This is a genomic window from Cryobacterium sp. N19, from assembly GCF_002929595.1.
Lineage (GTDB): Bacteria > Actinomycetota > Actinomycetes > Actinomycetales > Microbacteriaceae > Cryobacterium > Cryobacterium flavum.
In genome coordinates this window covers 170,508-188,637 of the sequence record NZ_PJJR01000050.1, presented here as the reverse complement: position 1 = coordinate 188,637, position 18,130 = coordinate 170,508, and the positions used below count along the sequence as shown (strand labels likewise).

The 18,130-nt window shown below is 65.2% G+C and carries 16 protein-coding genes and 1 riboswitch; of the genes, 7 read left to right on the top strand and 9 right to left on the bottom strand.

The annotated features are described in order from the left end of the window. Positions 1 to 24 precede the first annotated feature (24 nt). From CXY78_RS10515 to CXY78_RS10505, 3 genes are read right to left on the bottom strand one after another with little or no spacing between them, the layout of a single operon-like run. Positions 25 to 2,151, bottom strand: coding sequence for a hydantoinase/oxoprolinase family protein (locus CXY78_RS10515; protein ID WP_104089299.1), 2,127 nt, complete (start codon positions 2,149 to 2,151; stop codon positions 25 to 27). 2 nt (positions 2,152 to 2,153) lie between these two features. Then, complete coding sequence (locus CXY78_RS10510) at positions 2,154 to 2,597, bottom strand: acetone carboxylase subunit gamma (protein WP_233206156.1); 444 nt, start codon at positions 2,595 to 2,597, stop codon at positions 2,154 to 2,156. A gap of 53 nt (positions 2,598 to 2,650) precedes the next feature. Then, positions 2,651 to 4,507 carry a hydantoinase/oxoprolinase family protein gene (locus CXY78_RS10505; RefSeq protein WP_092340717.1) on the bottom strand — a complete coding sequence of 619 codons (1,857 nt, stop codon included), beginning with the start codon at positions 4,505 to 4,507 and terminating at the stop codon, positions 2,651 to 2,653. A 168-nt stretch (positions 4,508 to 4,675) separates the two neighbouring features. Here CXY78_RS10505 and CXY78_RS10500 point away from each other — a divergent pair, with 168 nt between their 5' ends. Continuing rightward, the gene (locus CXY78_RS10500) at positions 4,676 to 6,532 is read left to right on the top strand and encodes a sigma-54-dependent Fis family transcriptional regulator (protein ID WP_104089298.1); all 1,857 of its coding nucleotides are present in this window, start codon (positions 4,676 to 4,678) and stop codon (positions 6,530 to 6,532) included. On the opposite strand, the gene CXY78_RS10495 is transcribed toward CXY78_RS10500, so the two are convergent. Then, positions 6,519 to 7,796, bottom strand: coding sequence for an MFS transporter (locus tag CXY78_RS10495; protein WP_092340797.1), 1,278 nt, complete (start codon positions 7,794 to 7,796; stop codon positions 6,519 to 6,521). The two genes, CXY78_RS10500 and CXY78_RS10495, sit on opposite strands and share 14 nt — an antisense overlap. Before the next feature lie 204 nt (positions 7,797 to 8,000). On the opposite strand from CXY78_RS10495, the gene CXY78_RS10490 reads away from it, so the two are divergent. After that, positions 8,001 to 9,665 (top strand): ABC-F family ATP-binding cassette domain-containing protein, encoded by a 1,665-nt coding sequence (locus CXY78_RS10490; RefSeq protein ID WP_092340719.1) that lies wholly within the window; start codon positions 8,001 to 8,003, stop codon positions 9,663 to 9,665. Positions 9,666 to 9,683: 18 nt separating this feature from the next. Here CXY78_RS10490 and CXY78_RS10485 read toward each other — a convergent pair whose 3' ends face one another. Together CXY78_RS10485 and CXY78_RS10480 are read right to left on the bottom strand one after the other, a co-directional pair. After that, positions 9,684 to 10,625, bottom strand: coding sequence for a Brp/Blh family beta-carotene 15,15'-dioxygenase (locus CXY78_RS10485; protein ID WP_092340720.1), 942 nt, complete (start codon positions 10,623 to 10,625; stop codon positions 9,684 to 9,686). Then, positions 10,622 to 11,803: a lycopene cyclase family protein gene (locus CXY78_RS10480; RefSeq protein WP_158253310.1), complete on the bottom strand. Its 1,182-nt coding sequence runs from the start codon at positions 11,801 to 11,803 to the stop codon at positions 10,622 to 10,624. Before CXY78_RS10480 ends, CXY78_RS10485 begins: the two co-directional genes overlap by 4 nt. Positions 11,804 to 12,040: 237 nt before the next feature. On the opposite strand from CXY78_RS10480, the gene CXY78_RS10475 reads away from it, so the two are divergent. Continuing rightward, positions 12,041 to 12,883: a bacteriorhodopsin-like gene (locus CXY78_RS10475; RefSeq protein WP_092340722.1), complete on the top strand. Its 843-nt coding sequence runs from the start codon at positions 12,041 to 12,043 to the stop codon at positions 12,881 to 12,883. Positions 12,884 to 12,983: 100 nt separating this feature from the next. On the opposite strand, the gene CXY78_RS10470 is transcribed toward CXY78_RS10475, so the two are convergent. Further along, on the bottom strand, positions 12,984 to 13,343 hold the full coding sequence (locus CXY78_RS10470; RefSeq protein WP_092340723.1) for a LysR family transcriptional regulator: 360 nt from the start codon (positions 13,341 to 13,343) through the stop codon (positions 12,984 to 12,986). 174 nt (positions 13,344 to 13,517) lie between these two features. Here CXY78_RS10470 and CXY78_RS10465 point away from each other — a divergent pair, with 174 nt between their 5' ends. After that, positions 13,518 to 14,120 (top strand): LON peptidase substrate-binding domain-containing protein, encoded by a 603-nt coding sequence (locus CXY78_RS10465; protein ID WP_092340724.1) that lies wholly within the window; start codon positions 13,518 to 13,520, stop codon positions 14,118 to 14,120. Positions 14,121 to 14,332: 212 nt separating this feature from the next. Here the strand turns inward: CXY78_RS10465 and CXY78_RS10460 are convergent, their stop codons facing one another. Next, positions 14,333 to 14,527 (bottom strand): hypothetical protein, encoded by a 195-nt coding sequence (locus tag CXY78_RS10460; protein ID WP_092340725.1) that lies wholly within the window; start codon positions 14,525 to 14,527, stop codon positions 14,333 to 14,335. Between the two features lies 1 nt (position 14,528). After that, the gene (locus CXY78_RS10455) at positions 14,529 to 15,554 is read right to left on the bottom strand and encodes an ABC transporter ATP-binding protein (protein WP_104089449.1); all 1,026 of its coding nucleotides are present in this window, start codon (positions 15,552 to 15,554) and stop codon (positions 14,529 to 14,531) included. A gap of 77 nt (positions 15,555 to 15,631) precedes the next feature. On the opposite strand from CXY78_RS10455, the gene CXY78_RS10450 reads away from it, so the two are divergent. The 3 genes from CXY78_RS10450 to gcvH all read left to right on the top strand — a co-directional run bounded on the left by CXY78_RS10450 (position 15,632) and on the right by gcvH (position 18,130). Then, on the top strand, positions 15,632 to 16,258 hold the full coding sequence (locus tag CXY78_RS10450; protein ID WP_092340726.1) for a DNA-3-methyladenine glycosylase I: 627 nt from the start codon (positions 15,632 to 15,634) through the stop codon (positions 16,256 to 16,258). Positions 16,259 to 16,289: 31 nt separating this feature from the next. Then, positions 16,290 to 16,385: riboswitch (glycine riboswitch) on the top strand. Between the two features lie 170 nt (positions 16,386 to 16,555). Continuing rightward, positions 16,556 to 17,704: a glycine cleavage system aminomethyltransferase GcvT gene (gene gcvT, locus CXY78_RS10445; protein WP_092340727.1), complete on the top strand. Its 1,149-nt coding sequence runs from the start codon at positions 16,556 to 16,558 to the stop codon at positions 17,702 to 17,704. Between the two features lie 54 nt (positions 17,705 to 17,758). Then, positions 17,759 to 18,130, top strand: a complete 372-nt coding sequence (gene gcvH / locus CXY78_RS10440) for a glycine cleavage system protein GcvH (protein ID WP_092340728.1) — start codon at positions 17,759 to 17,761, stop codon at positions 18,128 to 18,130.

Here is an 18,130-nt window from a genome sequence, read left to right as displayed (position 1 = left end):
GTGTTACGGGGATGGAAGACACGGTCAGTCGCTCAGCAGCCATACCGCTCCCTGCACGGTCGGCTCCAGGCGCCAGCCCGGTTCCACCAGATAGGTGGTGTTCTCGGTCGTGACGATCGCCGGACCGTGAATCACGTATTCGTGGTGGAGCGCCTCGGCATCGTAAACGGGGGTGTCGACCGGGCCGGCAATGCTGGTGAAGTGCACCGATCGGTGCGAGACCGGCGCCGGCTTGGACTTCTCGCCGCCGATCTTGATCGACTCGAATTGAATGACCTCGCCCTCGATGAACGACGCGACCCGAATCGTCTGTACGCGGATGCCTGCCTCCGGTGCCTGGGTCCCCTCGCCATAACGCTCGCCAAAGATCTCGGAGAACGTCTTGATCAGGTGCAGCACATCGGCGACCCCGTTGACCCGGTTGATGTCGAACGCTACGGCCGTTGTGACGAGTTGGTTGCCGTATCGCATGTCCATTTCGAGCCGGTAGCGCACGTCGGCGCGATCGTAGCCCTGGCGCACGAGGTCTTCGGCGCCCTTGGCCTCAAGCTCCTCGATGTACCCGTTGAGCGCGTCGTACTGGTTGTACAGGCTGCGCTTAATGGCTTCGTAGAGCACGACGTAGGCGCTGCGCTCGTGAATGTGCAGCGGTCGCATGTTGCCAGCCCCGAGCGCCGAAAACACCGACGCGAAGGGCGGAAACAGGATGCGGCTGATACCGGCGCTCGCCGCGATACCGCAGGCGTGCAGCGGGCCGTTGCCGCCATAAGCCAGCATCGTGTAGTCCTCGATGAGGCCGCCGCGCGAGCGCAGCTCTTTCTCGATACCGATCGCCATCTGCTCGTCGACGGTCTTTTTGATCACCTTGGCCACCTCGACGGCGTCGAGGTTGAGCTCGTCGCTGAGCGTCTCGTCGATCACATAGATCGATCGCTTCTTGTTGAGCTTGATGTGCCCGTTGGCGTAGTTGTCGGGGTCGAGGTAGCCGAGCACTAGGTCGGCATCGGTGACCGTTGGACGCAAACCGCCACGGTCGTAGCAGGCCGGTCCGGGGTCGCTTCCGGCCGATTCGGGCCCGATCTGGATCGCGTGGTGAATGCGGTTGTAGGCGGCGATCGAGCCGCCACCAGCACCGAGGGTGTTGAGGTGGATCATTGGCGCCGAGACCATCCAGCGTCCGATGGTGGGCTGGAAGTCGTAGTGCCGCACTCCGCCCTCGGGTACCAGTCCGATGTCGAATGAGGTACCACCCATATCCATCGACACGACGTCGCCGAGCCCGGTCGATTCGGACAGGTGCTGGGCCGCGCCGACGCCGGCGATCGGTCCGGAGTGAATCGTCTGCAGGGCATCCGTTGAATTGGGCTGCGCCATGCCGCCCGAATTGTGGATGACGAGCATCGGCTTCTCATAACCGGAGTCACGCAGGTTGTTGGAGAGTTGGTTGAGCGCGTGAAACATGGTCTGGTGCAGAAAGGCATCGACAACGGTGGCCATGGCCCGCACGTATTCGCCCTTACGGCCAGATACCTGGCTGCTCAGCAGCACGGGAATCGACCCAAGCTCGTGCGTGGGGTACTCGTCAAGGATGATCTCCAGAATGCGATCCTCGTGTACCGAGTTCTCGGTGGCGTTGGTCAGCGCAATGACGATGGCTTCGGCACCGTTGTCGACGAGTTCGCGTACTTGGGTGCGCACGTCGTCGTACATCAGCGGCACGAGCACCTCACCGACCGAGTCGATGCGTTCTTTCACAGAGCGGATGAGCCGGCGCGGCACGAGCGGGTCCGGCCGCTGGGCATCGGGCATATCGCCCTGCTTGACCCCGTCGAGTCCCTCGCCGTAGCCGCGGCCGCGGGAGAGTGGGATGGTGTCTTCGAAGCCGTGGGTGACGATGGCCGCGACCCGTGGCCCCTTGCCCTCGATCAGGGCGTTGGTGCCGAGGGTAGTGGCGTAACGCACCGAGTCGACCTCTTTGAGCGCGGTCTCGCGGCTGATGCCGGCCCGATCGCAGGCCCGGTCGAGGGCTTCGTTGAAGCCGAGAGCGAGGTTGTGGTGGGTGGTCAGCGCCTTCGACTCGATGTAGACGTCATCCCAGACGAAGAAACAGTCGCTGAAGGTGCCGCCGATGTCCACGGATATGCGTTTCACGGTCAGCGCCCTTCGGTGCGGTGGGAGTGGGAGTGTGCGGACACGGAATCGAACCGGGCGCTGAGGTCGGTCTCAGCGTTTTCGCCCGGACCATAGTTGACGATCTCTTCGGGGTTACCACCGTGGGCCTCCCACTTTTCACGCAGCGAATCGATGTCCCAGAGCATGTCGACGGTCGGCGGGTGCCCTGGCGGCAGGTATTCCGCTTCGATCTGCGTGCCGCAGGTGGGGCAGTAAAACTCCAGAATGCGGCAGAAGGTGGGGTCGGGCGAGAAAGTGAACTCGTACTTTTCCGGGTCAATTACCGGGGGATGAATTTCCCGGGGGTCCCGGTCGTAGACGAGGGTGCCTTCCTTGTAGTTGCCGCGGGCGTCGCCGAAGTCGTGGGCGCACACGCGGCAGATCCACCGCTCCGTGTCGAGGTCGATGAGCAGGTATTCGGTCATGGGAACGCGCATTGTGTTTGTACCTTCCTTGGGAAACACGAGTGGGTTGAGGGTCAGAGCGTGTCGGCGAGTTGCAGATCGCCGGCGGTGGAGACCGTGAGAGTCCAGCCGAGCGGCACGCGCGCGGTGAAGAACGGTCCCTCGACAATGGCCGGTCCGGCCGCCGTGGCACCGGGCTTCTGGTCGTCGAGTTGGTAGACGGCAACGCTGTCGATCTGAGTGGAAGTCGAGCGCACCTGCCGGGCTCCGGCGGCGACGGCGGCGCTCGCCGCAGCGGGCACCCCGCTGGCGATCGTCGGGTGCGGCAGCCGGAAGGTGGCCTTGAGCGTCAGGATCTCTTCTTCATCTTCGACGATCGTCGACCAGTCGAGTTCGCACTCACTCAAATCGTGCCCCTCCTGGAACATGTCCTTTCCGGCATCCGCTTGCATTGACGTGCGCACCGCAGCGACCTCGGCAGCGGAGAAACCCGTCACGCTGGTTTCGTAGGACTGCGCGATGTCGGAAAAGCTGATGCCGTAGGCGGAGAACACCGCGGCGAGCCTCGGCACAAGCACCCGGTGCGCCCCGGCAATGCGTGCGGCGCTGCAGGCGTTCATCGGTCCGCCACCGCCGAACGCGGCGACGGTCGTCTCGCCGGTTGGGCTGACCAAGTCGGCGAAGGACCGGGCCAGATGGCTGGAGTAGCTGGCCTCCATGCGAATCAGCGCTTCCTCGAGACTGATTCCGAGCGGATCGGCAACGGTCTTCGCGATGACCGCCCGCGATCGTGCGGCGTCGAGGGCCATCTCACCATTTAGGTAGGTGGCCGGGTCGAGCACGCCGAGCAACAGGTTGACGTCGGTGATCGTGGCCGACGTTCCGCCGAAACCGAAGCAGGCCGGTCCGGGCGCGGCGCCGACACTCTCCGGTCCGACGGTGATCTCGCCGTCGTGCACGGCGATGATCGAGCTGCCGCCGACGCCGGTTGAACGCACATCGCTCATCTCATACGAGATGTCGACTCCCTGGATCGATCCGCGCCGGTCGACGGCGATAGTGGAATTGGCGACGGCGCCGACATCCGTTGTGGTGCCGCCGACGTCGATCATGAGCACGTTGTCGAGCCCGTAGGCCTCGGCGAGGGCGCGCGTGCCCTCGAGTCCGCCGCGTGGTCCGGAGGAATAGGTCTTGAGGGCGACCGACTTGGCCACGCGGGAGGAGGCACCGTCGTTGCGGTAGATCAGCAGCGGGTTCTTTACCTTGTAGGCGCGCAGCCGGTGTTCGGCGCTGTACAGAAAACGCTCGACCGTCGGGTGCAGGAAGGAGTTGAGAATGCCCGACCAGACCTGGCGCTGGCGGGAGGTGTCCGAAGCAAACTCACGCGAGAACAGAATCGGCACCGAACCGAGCAGGTGTCGGGGAAAATTCTTGAGCATGGTGCGCTTGAACAGGTGCTCGCGCTCGGCGCTCAAGCTGGCGACGACGAGCCGCTCAGCGCCGGCAGTGGTCAGCCGGTTGATCTCGGCGACGAATTGCTGGGCGAGGTCCTCCGGAGCGCCTTCGGCGGCGATAATACCGACGCGGGCGCCGATCAGATCCAGAAACAGCCCCGCCGTGTCAACCGACGTGCCGAGCGCGCCCGGCAGAGAAGGATCGTCGGTGATCAGCCCGATCATCGGGCCCTTGCGCTGCACGAGCGCATTGGTGCCCTGTGTCGACGAATAGCGGATGTGCTGGGTCGAGTGCAGCAGTTCGGCCAGGTTTGCGTCGCCGAACAGCTGAGCGGATGCCTTGGTCATCGCGTCGAACAGACACTGCGACAGGTCGACCGGGGTGGTGAGGGTCTTGGTGAACGTGAAATCCGTGCCGCTGGCGACGACAATGTCGGTGAGGGTTCCACCGTTGTCGATGTTGATCAATCGTTCCATGAGCGCTCCTTTGCGATGCAGTTGTGAATGACCGATGCTCCCTGGGGAGTCACTCCAGCAAGAATGACCCCGCAGTCACAACGTGGCGTGTCCCACATTGGGACACCGCACCGCTAGCGCTCGTGGGGTTGCAGAGGGCATGCTTGCAGAGTCCACAAGGGAGTAGATATGCATAGAGTCGCCGATCGGCGAATCAAGATTGCCGCTGCTCGCGCCAATTTTCTGCGCTTCGGCCATGCCGAAACCCAATCGGTTCCCGGCCCGGTGGCAGCTTCCTGGCAGCGATCCGTCTCGGCCGGCGTTGATGCTGCCTCGTCGCACGCGGTGTTTCACAGCGACCTCGATCTCACCGGTCGGCTCATGCGCTGCTCGGCCCCGGTCATTGCGCGACTGAGTGAGGAGATGGCAGAGATGCCGCTGTCGATCGTGCTGACAGACTACAGAGCGAGAATTCTGAGTCGTTCCGAAACCGACAAGACCATCGGAACTCTGCTCGACGAGGTGTCGCTTGCGCCGGGTTTCAACTACGCCGAGGCCAGCGTGGGCACGAACGGCATCGGCACCGTGCTCGAGTCGGGTCAGTCGTTGTACATAGTGGGACCTGAACATTTTCTGGAGCACCTGCAGCCGTTCGCGTGCGCCGGCAGCCCCATTCGGGACCCGCTCACCGGCCGCGTCGAGGGGGTGCTTGACATCAGCTGTCTGAGCGAAGATTCCAGTCCGCTCATGCATTCCCTGGTACGGTCCGCCGCGCGTGAGATCGAGCGCAACCTGCTCGTCGACCGCAGCCAACGGCAGCAGGCACTGTTCGAGGCATATGTGCGAGTCGATGCCCGCACCCGCGGAGCCGTCATGGCGATCGGTGGAACCGTGGTGATGGGCAACGCCGTAGCGCAGAGCCTATTCTCTCCCGACGAACAGTGGACCATTCACGAGCACGCCCGGTACTTGATGATCGCCCCGGGGCAGCCGGTCGACGAGATCGAACTCTCATCGGGCAAGGTCGTGCAGATTCGGGGCAAGCGCGTTGTGGTGGGACCTGACGTTGCCGGCGTCGTCGTCGTCGTCGACATCCTGTCCGAGCCGGCGCCGGTACCCGCATCCAGGCTCACGCTGCCGCCGCTGCGTGAGCAGCGGGTGACCGAACCGGCGCCTGGCGGCGTTGCCGCGTCATCGGCGATCCTCCGCGATGTATCTTCCTTGCTCGGCAAGCGCGCCTCGAGCAGCATAGTTACTGCGATCACCGCTGGCGCCGCGCTGCTTGTTCTGGGTGAAGCTGGCGGCGGCAAGGTATCGCTGCTCGCCGAAGTCTACGGCCAGATCGTTCCGCTGGGCCGTAAAGTCGTGTTCCGCGCTGACGAGCTCAACGAGCGCGGCCTGCACTCGATCATGGACACCGACCTGGTCACTGGCGACGCCCGGCCGACGCTGTACATCTTTCGCAATTTCGACCGCTTGAGCGAGACGGTCGCTGCGGAACTGGACGCATTTCTGGTCATTCGGGAGGCGACGGCCGCCTCGGGCGGCATCGCCGCTACGGTGTCCCAGCCAGACCTGCAGGCAGATCTGGCTGCTGCCCGCCCCTACACGACCCTGCTGCACCATTTTGAGACTTCCGTCACGGTCGCGCCGCTTCGGCATCGCATCGAAGACCTGCCCGACATTGTCACCCGGGTGCTCGCGCGGCGGGCCGGACTTCGCCCCGCCACCGTGAGCGCGGGCGCGATGCGGGTGATCTCCCGCTATCCCTGGCCGGGCAACATTCGTCAGCTCGAAGAGGCGCTCGACACCGCCCTGCGCACACGCCCGGTAGGTGCCATCCAGGCCGAAGACCTGCCCGCCTACTGCCACGGCGGCGCACCCCGGCTGTTGTCGGCGCTCGAAGCGGGGGAGCGCGACCTGATCGTCGGCGCTCTGCACAAAGCCGACGGCAACCGGATGCGCGCCGCCGAGTCACTGGGAATCGCCCGGTCGTCCCTCTACCGCAAGCTCAAAAGCTTCGGCATCAGGGTCACCGACTCGTAGTCGCGGCTGGCCGCATCCGCTTGATCGACCAGACCACCACGACGGCGACGAGCGCCATCGCGCAGAGGCCGAGAGCGGAATACCCGGCCAGCGCCAAGATTGGACCGGCGATCGCGCCGCCGAGCGCGCCGGCCGCGTTCATGGACAGGTCGGAGAATCCCTGCAGCGAGGAGCGATCCTCAATGTCGACGGCCTCCGACACGAGCGCCGAACCCGCCACAACGGATGCCGACCAGCCCAGTCCCAGAAAGATGAGGCTTACGGTCATGGTGCTCTGCGATCCGTCGCTGAGCCAGGCCACGGTGAGGGCGACGAGCAGCAATAGTTGCCCACCGAGAATGACCGGCAGGCGACCGAGCCGGTCGGAGAGGGCGCCGAACACGGGGGAGAAGGCATACATTCCGGCCACGTGCAGGCTGATGGTCAGCCCCACGATCGTGAGGGTGGCGCCGTGGTCACGCAGGTGCACCGGCGCCATCGACATCAGGGCCACCATCGTGGCGTGACTGAGGGCAATGACCAGCACCGCATAGCGGGCCGCCGCGTTGCTCCGCAGAATAGCCAGGCCGCCACTGGCCCGGCGGATTCCCGCACTCGTCGTGCGCGCTGCCAGCGCCGTCAGCAGGGGGTCGGGTCGCAGGCCGAGAGCGTAGACGAAGGCGGCGGCGACCGTGGCCGCGAGGGAAAACGCGAACGCGCCCGTCATGGCCGGAAGACCGAGGGCGGCGCCGAGCGCTTCGCCCGGTCCGAACAGGTTGGGGCCGAGCACGGCACCGATCGTCGTCGACCAGACCACGACGGAGAGATCCCGCGCGCGAAAGCGCGAGGTGGCCAGGTCGGTGGCGGCGAAGCGGGCCTGCAGGTTGGTGGCCGAGCCGGCGCCGAGCAGCATCAGAGCCAGCAGGAGCAGCAGAAAGATGTCGACGGACACCGAGAGGATGGCGAGTATCGCGCCGGTTCCCGCAATGAGCGAACCCGTTGCGAGCGATACACGGCGCCCGCGCGCTTGCGCCAGGCGGGCCAGTGGTATGGCCACGATGGCCGCGCCGAGGGTGCTCATGGTGGCGGCCATGCCCGACCAGGCGCTCGATCCCGACAACTGCGCGGCGAGGAGCGCGCCGAGCGACAGCGTTGCTCCCATTCCGATGCCCCCGAGAATCTGGCCCGTGATGAGTACCCGCACCACGCGCTTCTGCAGGGCGGTGTGCCCCACTGGAACCGGTAGCGGTGCCGTCGATTCGGCGGGCGTCGTGTCCTGTGTCATCGTCTGCTCCCCCTGGTACGGCATCGGAAGGCCCGCGTTGCCGTGCACCTGAGGTTCACTCTATCGAGCAGCCCGCGTAGCCCGGTTTGCATCATCGTAGTATACCCCATTGGGTATAAGCGATTCCGGTCAGTGAGCAGCGCACCTGCCGCTAGCCTCGCGCATTTGGCAATGGGAACCTGCGGTCAATGAGACTATGGAGCAATGACCGGAACACTCGTGGCCAAGGGCCTGGCCGGCGGCTACGCGCACCGCACCCTCTTTGAATCGCTCGACCTCACCGTCGCCCCCGGCGACGTCATCGGCGTGGTCGGTGCTAACGGGGCCGGCAAGTCCACGCTGCTGAACCTGCTGGCGGGGCTCGGCGAGCCGCAGGCCGGCACCATCACGCTCAGCCCAGCGGATGCCTTCGTCGGCGCGCTCCCGCAGGAACACGAACGTGTGCTCGGCGAAACGATCGCCGGCTACATCGCCCGGCGCACCGGCTGCGCCGAAGCGACGCTTGAGCTGGATGCCGCGGCATCCGCTCTCGGAGACGGGCAGCCGCGCGCTGACGGAATCGACCCGGCCGACACCTATTCGACCGCGCTCGGGCGCTGGCTGGCCAGCGGCGCCGCCGACCTCGACGAGCGGCTGCCCATCATGCTCGCCGACCTCGGTCTCGCCCTCGGCGAGAATCTCAGCGCAGGCAGCCTGATGACCGCGCTTTCTGGCGGACAGGCCGCGCGCGTCGGGCTCGCGGCCCTTCTGCTCTCCCGTTTCGATATCGTGCTGCTCGACGAGCCCACCAACGACCTCGATCTTGACGGACTCGAACGCCTCGAAGCCTTCGTCACTGGCCTTCGCGGCGGCGTCGTGCTGGTCAGCCATGACCGCGAATTTCTCGCCCGCTGCGTCACACGGGTGCTCGAACTCGACCTCGCGCAGGGCGCGAACAGGGTGTTCGGCGGCGGCTACGACTCCTACCTCGAGGAACGCGAAACGGCCAGGCGGCACAACCGGGAGAACTACGACGAGTTCGCCGCCAAGAAGGCCGACCTCGTCGGACGAGCCAGAACCCAGCGCGAGTGGTCGAGCCAGGGCGTGCGCAACGCCATCAAAAAGGCGCCGGACAACGACAAAATCCGGCGCAAAGCCTCCGTCGAGTCGAGCGAGAGGCAGGCGCAGAAGGTGCGCCAGATGGAAAGTCGCATCGCGCGCCTCGACGAGGTCGAGGAACCCCGCAAGGAGTGGCAGCTCGAGTTCACCATCGGTTCAGCCCCGCGCTCGAGCGCGGTCGTGGCTACCCTGAACAACGCCGAGTTTCGGCAGGGCGACTTCGTGCTCGGCCCCGTCTCCTTGCAGGTCAACGGCGGCGAACGCATCGGCATCACTGGTCCCAACGGCGCCGGCAAATCCACCCTGCTGCGCGCCCTGCTCGGCCGTCAACAAGCGGATGCCGGCAGCGCTCTCATCGGTGCCAGCGTTGCGATCGGCGAAATTGACCAGGCCCGGGCGCTTCTGGTCGGGGCACGGCCCCTCGCCGCGAGCTTTGAAGTTCTCGTGCCCGAGCTCTCGCCCGCGGAGGTGCGCACCCTGCTGGCCAAGTTCGGCCTGAAAGCCGACCATGTGAACCGCCCGGTCGACGACCTGTCGCCGGGGGAGCGCACGCGGGCCGGACTGGCGCTGCTGCAGGCACGTGGTGTGAACCTGCTCGTGCTCGACGAACCAACCAACCACCTCGACCTCGCGGCGATTGAGCAACTGGAACAGGCGCTCGAGCGCTATGAAGGCACGCTGCTGCTGGTCACCCACGACCGGCGCATGCTGGCCAACGTGCGCACCGACCGGCACTGGAATGTCGACGCGGGCCGGGTTCTCGAAGTCTGACGGTCACGTCCTGACAGGTCACCGGGGCAGGGCCATCAACTTCTTTTGGTGCCGTTTTTCGTGGGTAACCACGATCATGTGCGGTACTGTGAGGCCGGCCAGGCCGATGAACAGCACCTGCAGAATCTGCTCCGGCATATCGCCGCTGGGGCCGATGACGAACAGCAAAGCACCGACCGCGAGGATTGGCACCACGGTGTACACCACCACGATCAGGGTGGGTAGTCGCCCGCCGCCACGTTCCTCGGCAAACCCCGCCCTCAAATGCCGAAAGCTGTGCAGAGCACAGAAATACACCAAAAAGAACACCAGCGGTTCGCAGGCCAATGCGAGCACCGATGCCAGCACGATTTCCACGCTCTCATGCGGCCGATGCCGCACTGCGGCGACGGCCGCCACCAGCAGCCCGGCCAGAGCGAGCGGTGCCAGCCCTGCCTGCACGCCCGACACCATCGCGCCGCCAGCACCGGCAAGTACCACGTAGGCAGCGCCCACCTGATCCGGATGTGAGAAGGCCGGTACGCTCAGCAGCCCGAATCCGGCGAGAAAGCGTAGCCACACGCCACGATCAGCGTTCCAATCAGACCCGAAATGCAGCGCCGACACGATCAGGAACGCAACCAAGCTCAGCACCGGGGCGACCAGCCAGAGCAGCACGACACCGACCACAATCACGATGTATACCGTGTTGAACGCGGCAAAACCCAGCGGGGTTCGCCAGAGCCCGGCGCGACGCGCGATCAGTGGATCGAGGGCACCGTGCGGCAGACCCAGCACGGCGACGAGCACGCCGAGAAGTACGACCTGAAGCATAGGTGAGGGCATCGGCAGGCCGAACGCGAGCAGGGCCAGCGTGGTCAGTGCCAGACCGGAGAACACCATCGTTTCGATGGGGACGTGGCGGAGCCGGGCCGTTGCGCGGGCGGTACCGACTCGGGGCGCGGCGACCTGCTCCATCATTGCGTCTCGCCCGAGCCCGTGGTCGCAGTGGGCGTGGCGACCGGTATGGCCTGTGCAGCCGATGCAGAGGTGAAGACTGTGGGTGCGGCCACCTGGGCGATGAACGGGCTCCAGGGCAGGCTTAATATGATTTTGGCATAGTCAGTGGCCCGGGCGCCGTCGCTGAGGAAACGCACCAGGGTTGCCGGCGGCACACCGCGGGCCAGAGCGAGAAAATACTCTGCAGTGCGTTCCGGGTGCGCGCGAACGGCCTGGAGAAAGATGCGGTCGAAGGTTCGTCGTAGCCATGGTTCTTCGGGATGCCCCACCGCTTCCTGCCCCGCCAGGAGACGATCCGTGCACATTTGCGCCCACCGTTGAATACGCAAGAATCCATAGCCTGAGGCGGCTCGCAAAGCGCCGCCCGCATTGCCGGCAAGCACCACCCCGGGTATCTCCGGCACGGTCTGGCGGCCCAGTCCCATGGCCAGCACCCCACCCTCGGTGCGCACCCGACGAACGTCATTTAGACCCAAGCCCGATAAAACGTGGTCCAACTCACCGGCCAGAAGTTCCCGTTTGATCGGCGATGTGCCGAAGCGGGTCCACTCCACGATGGCCCGGTTCGGACCCAATGGCAGCGCGTACACGAAGCTCAGGCCTTGCTCGTCGGTGGCAAGCGACCCCATCAACGTCACCTCGGTCGGGTCGAACGGATGCTGCCCGCCACACTCGAATTCAACGCCCACAAAACTTTGGTACAGCATCGCCGCAGCGGGCCGTGGTCGCGTATCGATCACCTGACGGGCCAGCAGCGTGCCGGCGCTGGTTTCGACCCGCACACCGTCCGGCACCGCACTTACCATTTCGGCGCGCACGCCGAGACGCAGGTCTACACGCGGCGACTGAGCGATGTCGGCCTGCGCGCTGGAATAGAAGTCGATGCCACGAATGTACTGGTAGAACAATTCCGGAACCTGGTGCCGAACCGCGCTACCTGCGGCATCAGAAAAGCTCCACGTCGTCCAGCGATGTGAAACCAGGTGCGAGAGTTCGTGTTGTTCTGGCTGCCAAAAGCACCAGCTGCGGTCATCCTGGTACGCGGTGCGCGGTTCGACGACGACCACGCGCGGGCCGGATGGCGCGCGCGCCAGCCGGGCCGCCAAGCTGAGCCCCGCCAGTCCCGCACCGAGCACCACGACGTCAGCGTCTTCGACAGAGTTCATTTGTGCTCTATTTCTCTTAACCACATGCTGAGGTGGGGTGAAACTGTTGCACGATCGAGTCGGCTGCGACAGCTGAAGAAATCTACGGATGAATAGCTACTACCTATGGACGAGGATTTGGAGTAGGTTTCCTAATATACCTAGCTAGGTTACCTAATTAGGTGCTTTATCTCCCTTACAATCAGCGATTCTCGAGCATCAGAGGCCATTTTGATACCTGATTCACTAACCCAACTGCAGTACGACACCATCTACAACATCTTCTCCCTCGTGATTGCCTCGCAGCTTTTCACCTCCATCTTTCTGGTTATCAGCCTGCCGCGCGTATTGCCGCGATACCGTCAGGCACTGACTGTCGCGGCGATCGTTTGTGGTATCGCGGCATATCACTACTTCCGCATCTTCAATTCCTTCACCGAAGCATTCGTGACCGAGGCTGTCGGCGGCCGCGGTGATTATGTTCAGGTCGCGGGAGCGTCATTCAACGAGGGATACCGCTACGTCGACTGGCTGCTGACGGTTCCCTTGCTTCTTCTTGAACTCGTGGCCGTTCTGGCCCTGGCCCGCAAGGTGCAGAGCAGCCTGCTCACGCGACTCATTCCTGCTGCTGCCCTCATGATCGCTCTCGGCTACCCCGGCGAAATGGCGTCGGACAACCTCACCCGCGGCATCTTCGGTCTGCTCTCCTCGCTTCCCTTCGCGTATATCCTCTACGTGCTCTTCGTTGAACTGACCAAGTCGCTCGACCGCCAACCCGCCACTGTGCGCAAGACCATCAGCTTGCTGCGACTGCTCTTGCTGGCAACGTGGGGCGTCTACCCGATTGCCTACCTGCTGCCCGGACTTGGTATCGACGGGTCAGACGCATGGGTCGGCCTCCAGATTGGATACTCCGTAGCAGATATCCTGGCCAAGTGCCTGTACGGCCTGATCATCTTCCGGATCGCGCGGATGAAGTCCTTCTCAGATGACCAAGCCTTTGCCGAGGTCGAACTGACTCTGGAGGAGGCGACGAGCCTCAAGCAGCCTATCGTTCAGAATCGGCGGAAATAGTCGACGAAACCGTCGACGTGAACGGGACCTGCCCGACCGGTAATCGGTCCTGCGGGTCCCGTTTTGGCCGCCACGTGCATCGCCAAACAATCGTCGCGGATCAGCGCGACTGGCGCTTCTTGCCGAGCTTCGGCTGGCCCTTCACCGCGGGGGCGCGGCCCTTGCCCTTGTTGGCCTTGGCCTTACCGCCGCCACCTGAACCGCCTGAACGGCGCGAACCGCCGGAACCGCCGGCGGCCTGGGTCAACTCGAGGCGTGCGTCGTCCAGGAAGGCAACCCCGATCTCAGTGAGGGTCGTGCTCTCGGCGGCACGATCGAACAATGCATAGCCGAGTTCGGCCTCGACCTGCTTCACCGAGGCGCTGAGGGTGTCGCGGGAGATGCCGAGTGTCTGCGCGGCGCGGGCGAAATCGGGCGCCTCAGCGGCCGCCACGAAATGTGCCAGCAGGGTGATGTCCACGTGAAGCCTCTCGTCGGTTGCGCGGGTTGCGCGCAGCCCTTCTAGGCTACGCGCCGAAACCGGCCGAACCCACCGCTGCACGTACGGAGGTCCCACCACTGCACCCAGCGAATCTTCACCGCGAACAGGTGCCGGGGGCTAGGCGCGGCGCCGTCAACGTGGTTCGCTGGGAGCATGACGACCCTGCCGATGTTCCCCCTGGGATCCGTGCTGTTTCCTTATATGCCGTTGCAACTGCGGGTGTTCGAGGAACGCTACCTCGTCATGCTCGCGCGCGTGCTCGATTCCCCGCCGGCTGAGTTCGGCATCGTGCTGATCGAACGAGGCCAAGAGGTCGGCGGCGGCGAACGCCGGTTCAGCATCGGTACCGTAGCCCGGGTCACCCAGCTGGAGGCGCCAGAGGGCTATCTCGGCCTGGTCGTGCAGGGCGAGCGCAGGATCGAGGTGACCGAGTGGATGCCGGAGAACCCGCATCCGCTTGCCACCGTGCGTGAGCTGCCCGACCTGGAATGGGACGATGCCTTGTTGCCGCGGCGGGAACAGGCGGAGCAACTCGTGCGCCGAACCCTTTCGCTGGCGAGCGAATTCGCCGACCAGGAGTGGTCGCCCGAGGTGGAGCTCTCGCACGATCCGACCGCGGCCGCCTGGCAGCTCGCCGCGATCGCCCCGGTGGGACCGCTCGACCAGATCGCTCTGCTGCGCTCCGACAGCATGGCCAGCCTGCTCGACAACATCATCGAGCTGACCGAGGCTGCGGCCGAATCCCTGGCCTGGTGACGGTCACCGAGGTGTGAGTTTCGCGCCGAAAAGTCGAGAATTTTGGCCCGAACTCACACCTCGGCGGCGAACCTGGACGCCAACGTCGCGCTGGCGCAAAGAAAGCGCTGCGAGTGCGGCCAGGACGAGTGAGAGCCCGAAGAAGACGACGATCGTCGTGACGCTCGCGCCCGTACTGAGCGGGCTGGTGCCGAACGCCCAGTAGTACGGGCTCAGGTTGTGCAGCCACTCCAGGCTCGCGCTCTGGCTGCGAGGGCGTTGAATACGTAGCCGAGCACGGCCACAGCGGCACCGGCAGCGATGCCGCCGATGCGTCGCCCGGTCAGCGCTCCGCCGAGCAGCGCGGCGGATGCCGTCAGCAGATTCACCCCGCCGAACAATAGGCACATGCCGAGCAGGTTTCCCACTTCAATCTGCAGTTTCGACGAATCGTTGAGCGGCAGCACGACCAGGAGCAGCAGCGCGGAGAGCGCGAGGATCTTTACCGCGATGGCGCAGAACCGGGCCACGGCTACCTGTACCCGGGGTGACCCCGTGCGCGAGGGTGAGCTCGAGCCGCCCGGATTCCTCGTCGCCGCCGAGAGCGCCCGCGCCCCAGCTGGTCGCCGCAATGCTCAGGAGCAGAAACCCGATCAGCCCAAACAGGGTCGCCTGGGTATAACCGGCACCGGTGGCAGCCAGGTCGGTGGGGCGGATGCCGCTGGCCACCAGGCGCAGGTGACGGATGGCCGTGGCTCGCAACTCCTCCACACTGTTGATCGTGACGATGCTGCCGCCCCGCAGAATGGCGACCTCGTCGGCCGCCTGCTGAATTTCACTGATCACGTGCGAGGAGAGAAAGACGGTCTGGCCGCGGTCACGGGCTTCGCGCACCAGCCGAAGGACTTCCTGCTGCATAAGCGGGTCGAGGCCGCTCGTGGGTTCGTCGAGCACGAGCAGCTCGGCCTGGTGCATGAACGCCTGCACGATGGCGAGCTTCTGCTTGTTGCCCTTCGACAGCTTTCGTACCGGGCGGTCCAGGTCAAGCCGAAGCCGTTCGGCCAGCTCCTGCACGTGACCGGCGGCAACCGGCCCCGAGATGTCGGCGTAGTGCGCCAGTAAGCGGCGCCCGCTCGTGCGCCCCTCCAGAATCAGCTCGCCCGGCAGATACCCAATGCGGCGCCGCAGTTCCGGCCCCGCATTGCGCGAGCGGGTACCGAGCACGGTCGCCTGCCCCGACGTCGGCCGAATAATGTCGAGGAGCGCCCGCATGATCGTGGTCTTGCCGGCCCCGTTGGGCCCGATCACCCCGAACACCGTGCCGCGCGGCACCTGAAAGATCACCCCGTTTAGCGCCCGATTGTGGCCGAACTGCTTGACGAGGTCGACCACGTCGATGGCGGCACCCGGTGGGGTGACTCCATCGCGAACGTGCGTGGACCGACCGAGTGCAATGTGGCTCACGAAGGCTCCTTGGCTCTCGCTGCGATTTTAGTCCTCGACCGTGAGGCGGGCAGTGTCTAATGGTTTAGATGATAGAAACTTCACCAGCGGATGCCCCACCGTCCGCTTCCGGCGCGATCATCGGCCCCGACGGCCTCAGACGCCCGGCCTGGGCCGCGGTCGACCCGATGTTGCGCGACTACTACGACACGGAGTGGGGCGTTCCGGTACGCAGCGAACACGCCCTGTTCGAGCGCATCAGCCTCGAGGCGTTTCAGTCTGGGCTGTCCTGGGCCATCATTCTGCGCAAGCGCCCAGGGTTTCGCGCGGCCTTCGCCGACTTCAACCCCGATCGCATCGCCGCCTTCGACGACGACGACGTGGCCCGGCTGCTGAACGACGAGATGATCGTGCGCAACCGCCTGAAGATTCGCGCCACCATCACCAACGCCCAGGCCACCATCGCCCTCCGTGAGCAGGGCGGTCTGGTCGACTTCGTCTGGTCGTTCCAACCCGACGAAACCCCCGAGCCGGCAACGCAGGCCGACGTACCGACTCGCTCCGCGGCATCCGCTGCCCTGTCGAAGGCCCTGAAGAAGGTCGGCTTCGTCTTCGTCGGACCGACCACCATGTTTGCGCTGATGGAAGCGATCGGCATGATCGATACCCACCTGCAGGGCAGCCACCGTCGCGGCAGCAGCGGGGTGTGGGGCTAGGCTGGGCGCTACCAACTGAATATCGGGCCGAATGGTCGATGCGGGAGAGTTCGGCGCGAGCGCGTACGAACACCGAAGGAGCAATCCTCCCCGACAATCTCTCAGGTACTCGTACCGCATCGAACTGGCCACTCTGAAAAGAAGACCGGGCGCTTACCGGTCTCGCCCACGGTGAAAGTCAGCGTCCGCGCTGGTGAAGCTCTCAGGCACGAGCGACAGAGGGGGAGTTCCCACGCGGCTCAATCGAGTCGCGAACACCGCCGCGGCCGGCTCTCGGCCCTGTCACCCGGAGAACTCATGACCTCGGCCGATTCCAGCACCCCCGCACCGATCGAGCGGTTCTCGCCCCTGCACCAGGCGCACGTCGATGCCGGCGCCAGCTTCACCGACTTCGCCGGCTGGCAGATGCCGGTGCGCTACTCGAGCGACCTTGCCGAGCACCACGCTGTGCGCACCGCGGCCGGCCTGTTCGACCTGTCGCACATGGCCGAGATTCTGATCGAAGGACCGGATGCCGCCGCCTACCTCGACTACGCGCTGGCGGGCAAGCTTTCGATGATCGAACTCTGGCAGGCCAAATACAGTCTGCTCCTGGCCGAGAATGGCGGCATCATCGACGACCTGGTCGTCTACCGTCTGGGCGACACCAAGTTTTTGGTCGTAGCCAACGCCGGCAACCGGTTCGCCGCCTTCGAGGCGCTCGCGGAGCGAGCCACAGACTTTGACGTCGCCGTGGTCGACCAGAGCGATGACTACGCGCTCATTGCCGTGCAGGGCCCGAACGCCCTCGCCATCCTGGACGCGACCGTGGGCGTCACCGACCTGGGCACCGACCTGCACTTCATGAAGTATTACCGCATCACGGATGCCTTCTTCCGCGGCCACCCCCTGCTGGTCGCCCGCACCGGTTACACCGGTGAAGACGGCTTCGAGCTCTACCTCGCGGCCGAGCACGCCCGCGAACTGTGGGACGCACTGGTCGTAGCGGGCGCCGACCAGGGACTCGTTCCGGCCGGGCTCGCCAGCCGCGACACCCTCCGGCTGGAGGCCGGCATGCCGCTGTACGGTCACGAGCTGACGCTCACGACCTTCCCGGCCCAGGCCGGCCTCGGCCGCGTCGTCAACCTGAACAAGGAGAACGATTTCGTCGGCCGGGCCGCGAGCGTTGCTGGGCCGGAGGGTGGGGCATCCGTTTTGGTGGGCCTGATCGCCGCCGGCAAGCGCGCCGGTCGCGCCGACTACGAGATCTTCCGCAGCCTCGATGCAGCGCACAGCGACGGCGTCATCACGAGCGGCGCGCTCTCGCCGACACTTGGCTACCCGATCGCCATGGCCTACGTCACCCCCGACCTGGCCCGCCTCGGCACCGAGGTGTACGTCGACGTGCGCGGTACCCGCCTCCCAGCAACCGTCACCTCGCTTCCCTTCTATAAGCGCGTCAAATAACTCTTCCCTGTTGAACCAATTCTGAAATCCGTGCAACCTGCGAAAGGCAACACCATGACAGACACATCGAAACTGCAGTACACCGCCGAGCACGAGTGGGTTCTGGTCGAGGGAAACGTCGCGACCGTCGGCATCACCGCCTACGCCGCGGAGAAGCTCGGCGACGTCGTCTTCGTTGAACTGCCCGACGTGGGCAGCACCGTCGCCGGCGGCACGGTCGTCGGCGAGATCGAGTCGACCAAGTCGGTCGGGGAACTCTTCGCACCGGTGAACGGCACCGTCACGGCCACCAACGACGCCGTGGTGGAGAGCCCCGAGCTCGTCAACAGCGACCCGTTCGGCGAGGGCTGGCTGATCAGGGTGGAGTTCGAGACCCTTCCCACTCTGCTCACCTTTGCCGAGTATTCGGCCCTGATCGGGGAGTAA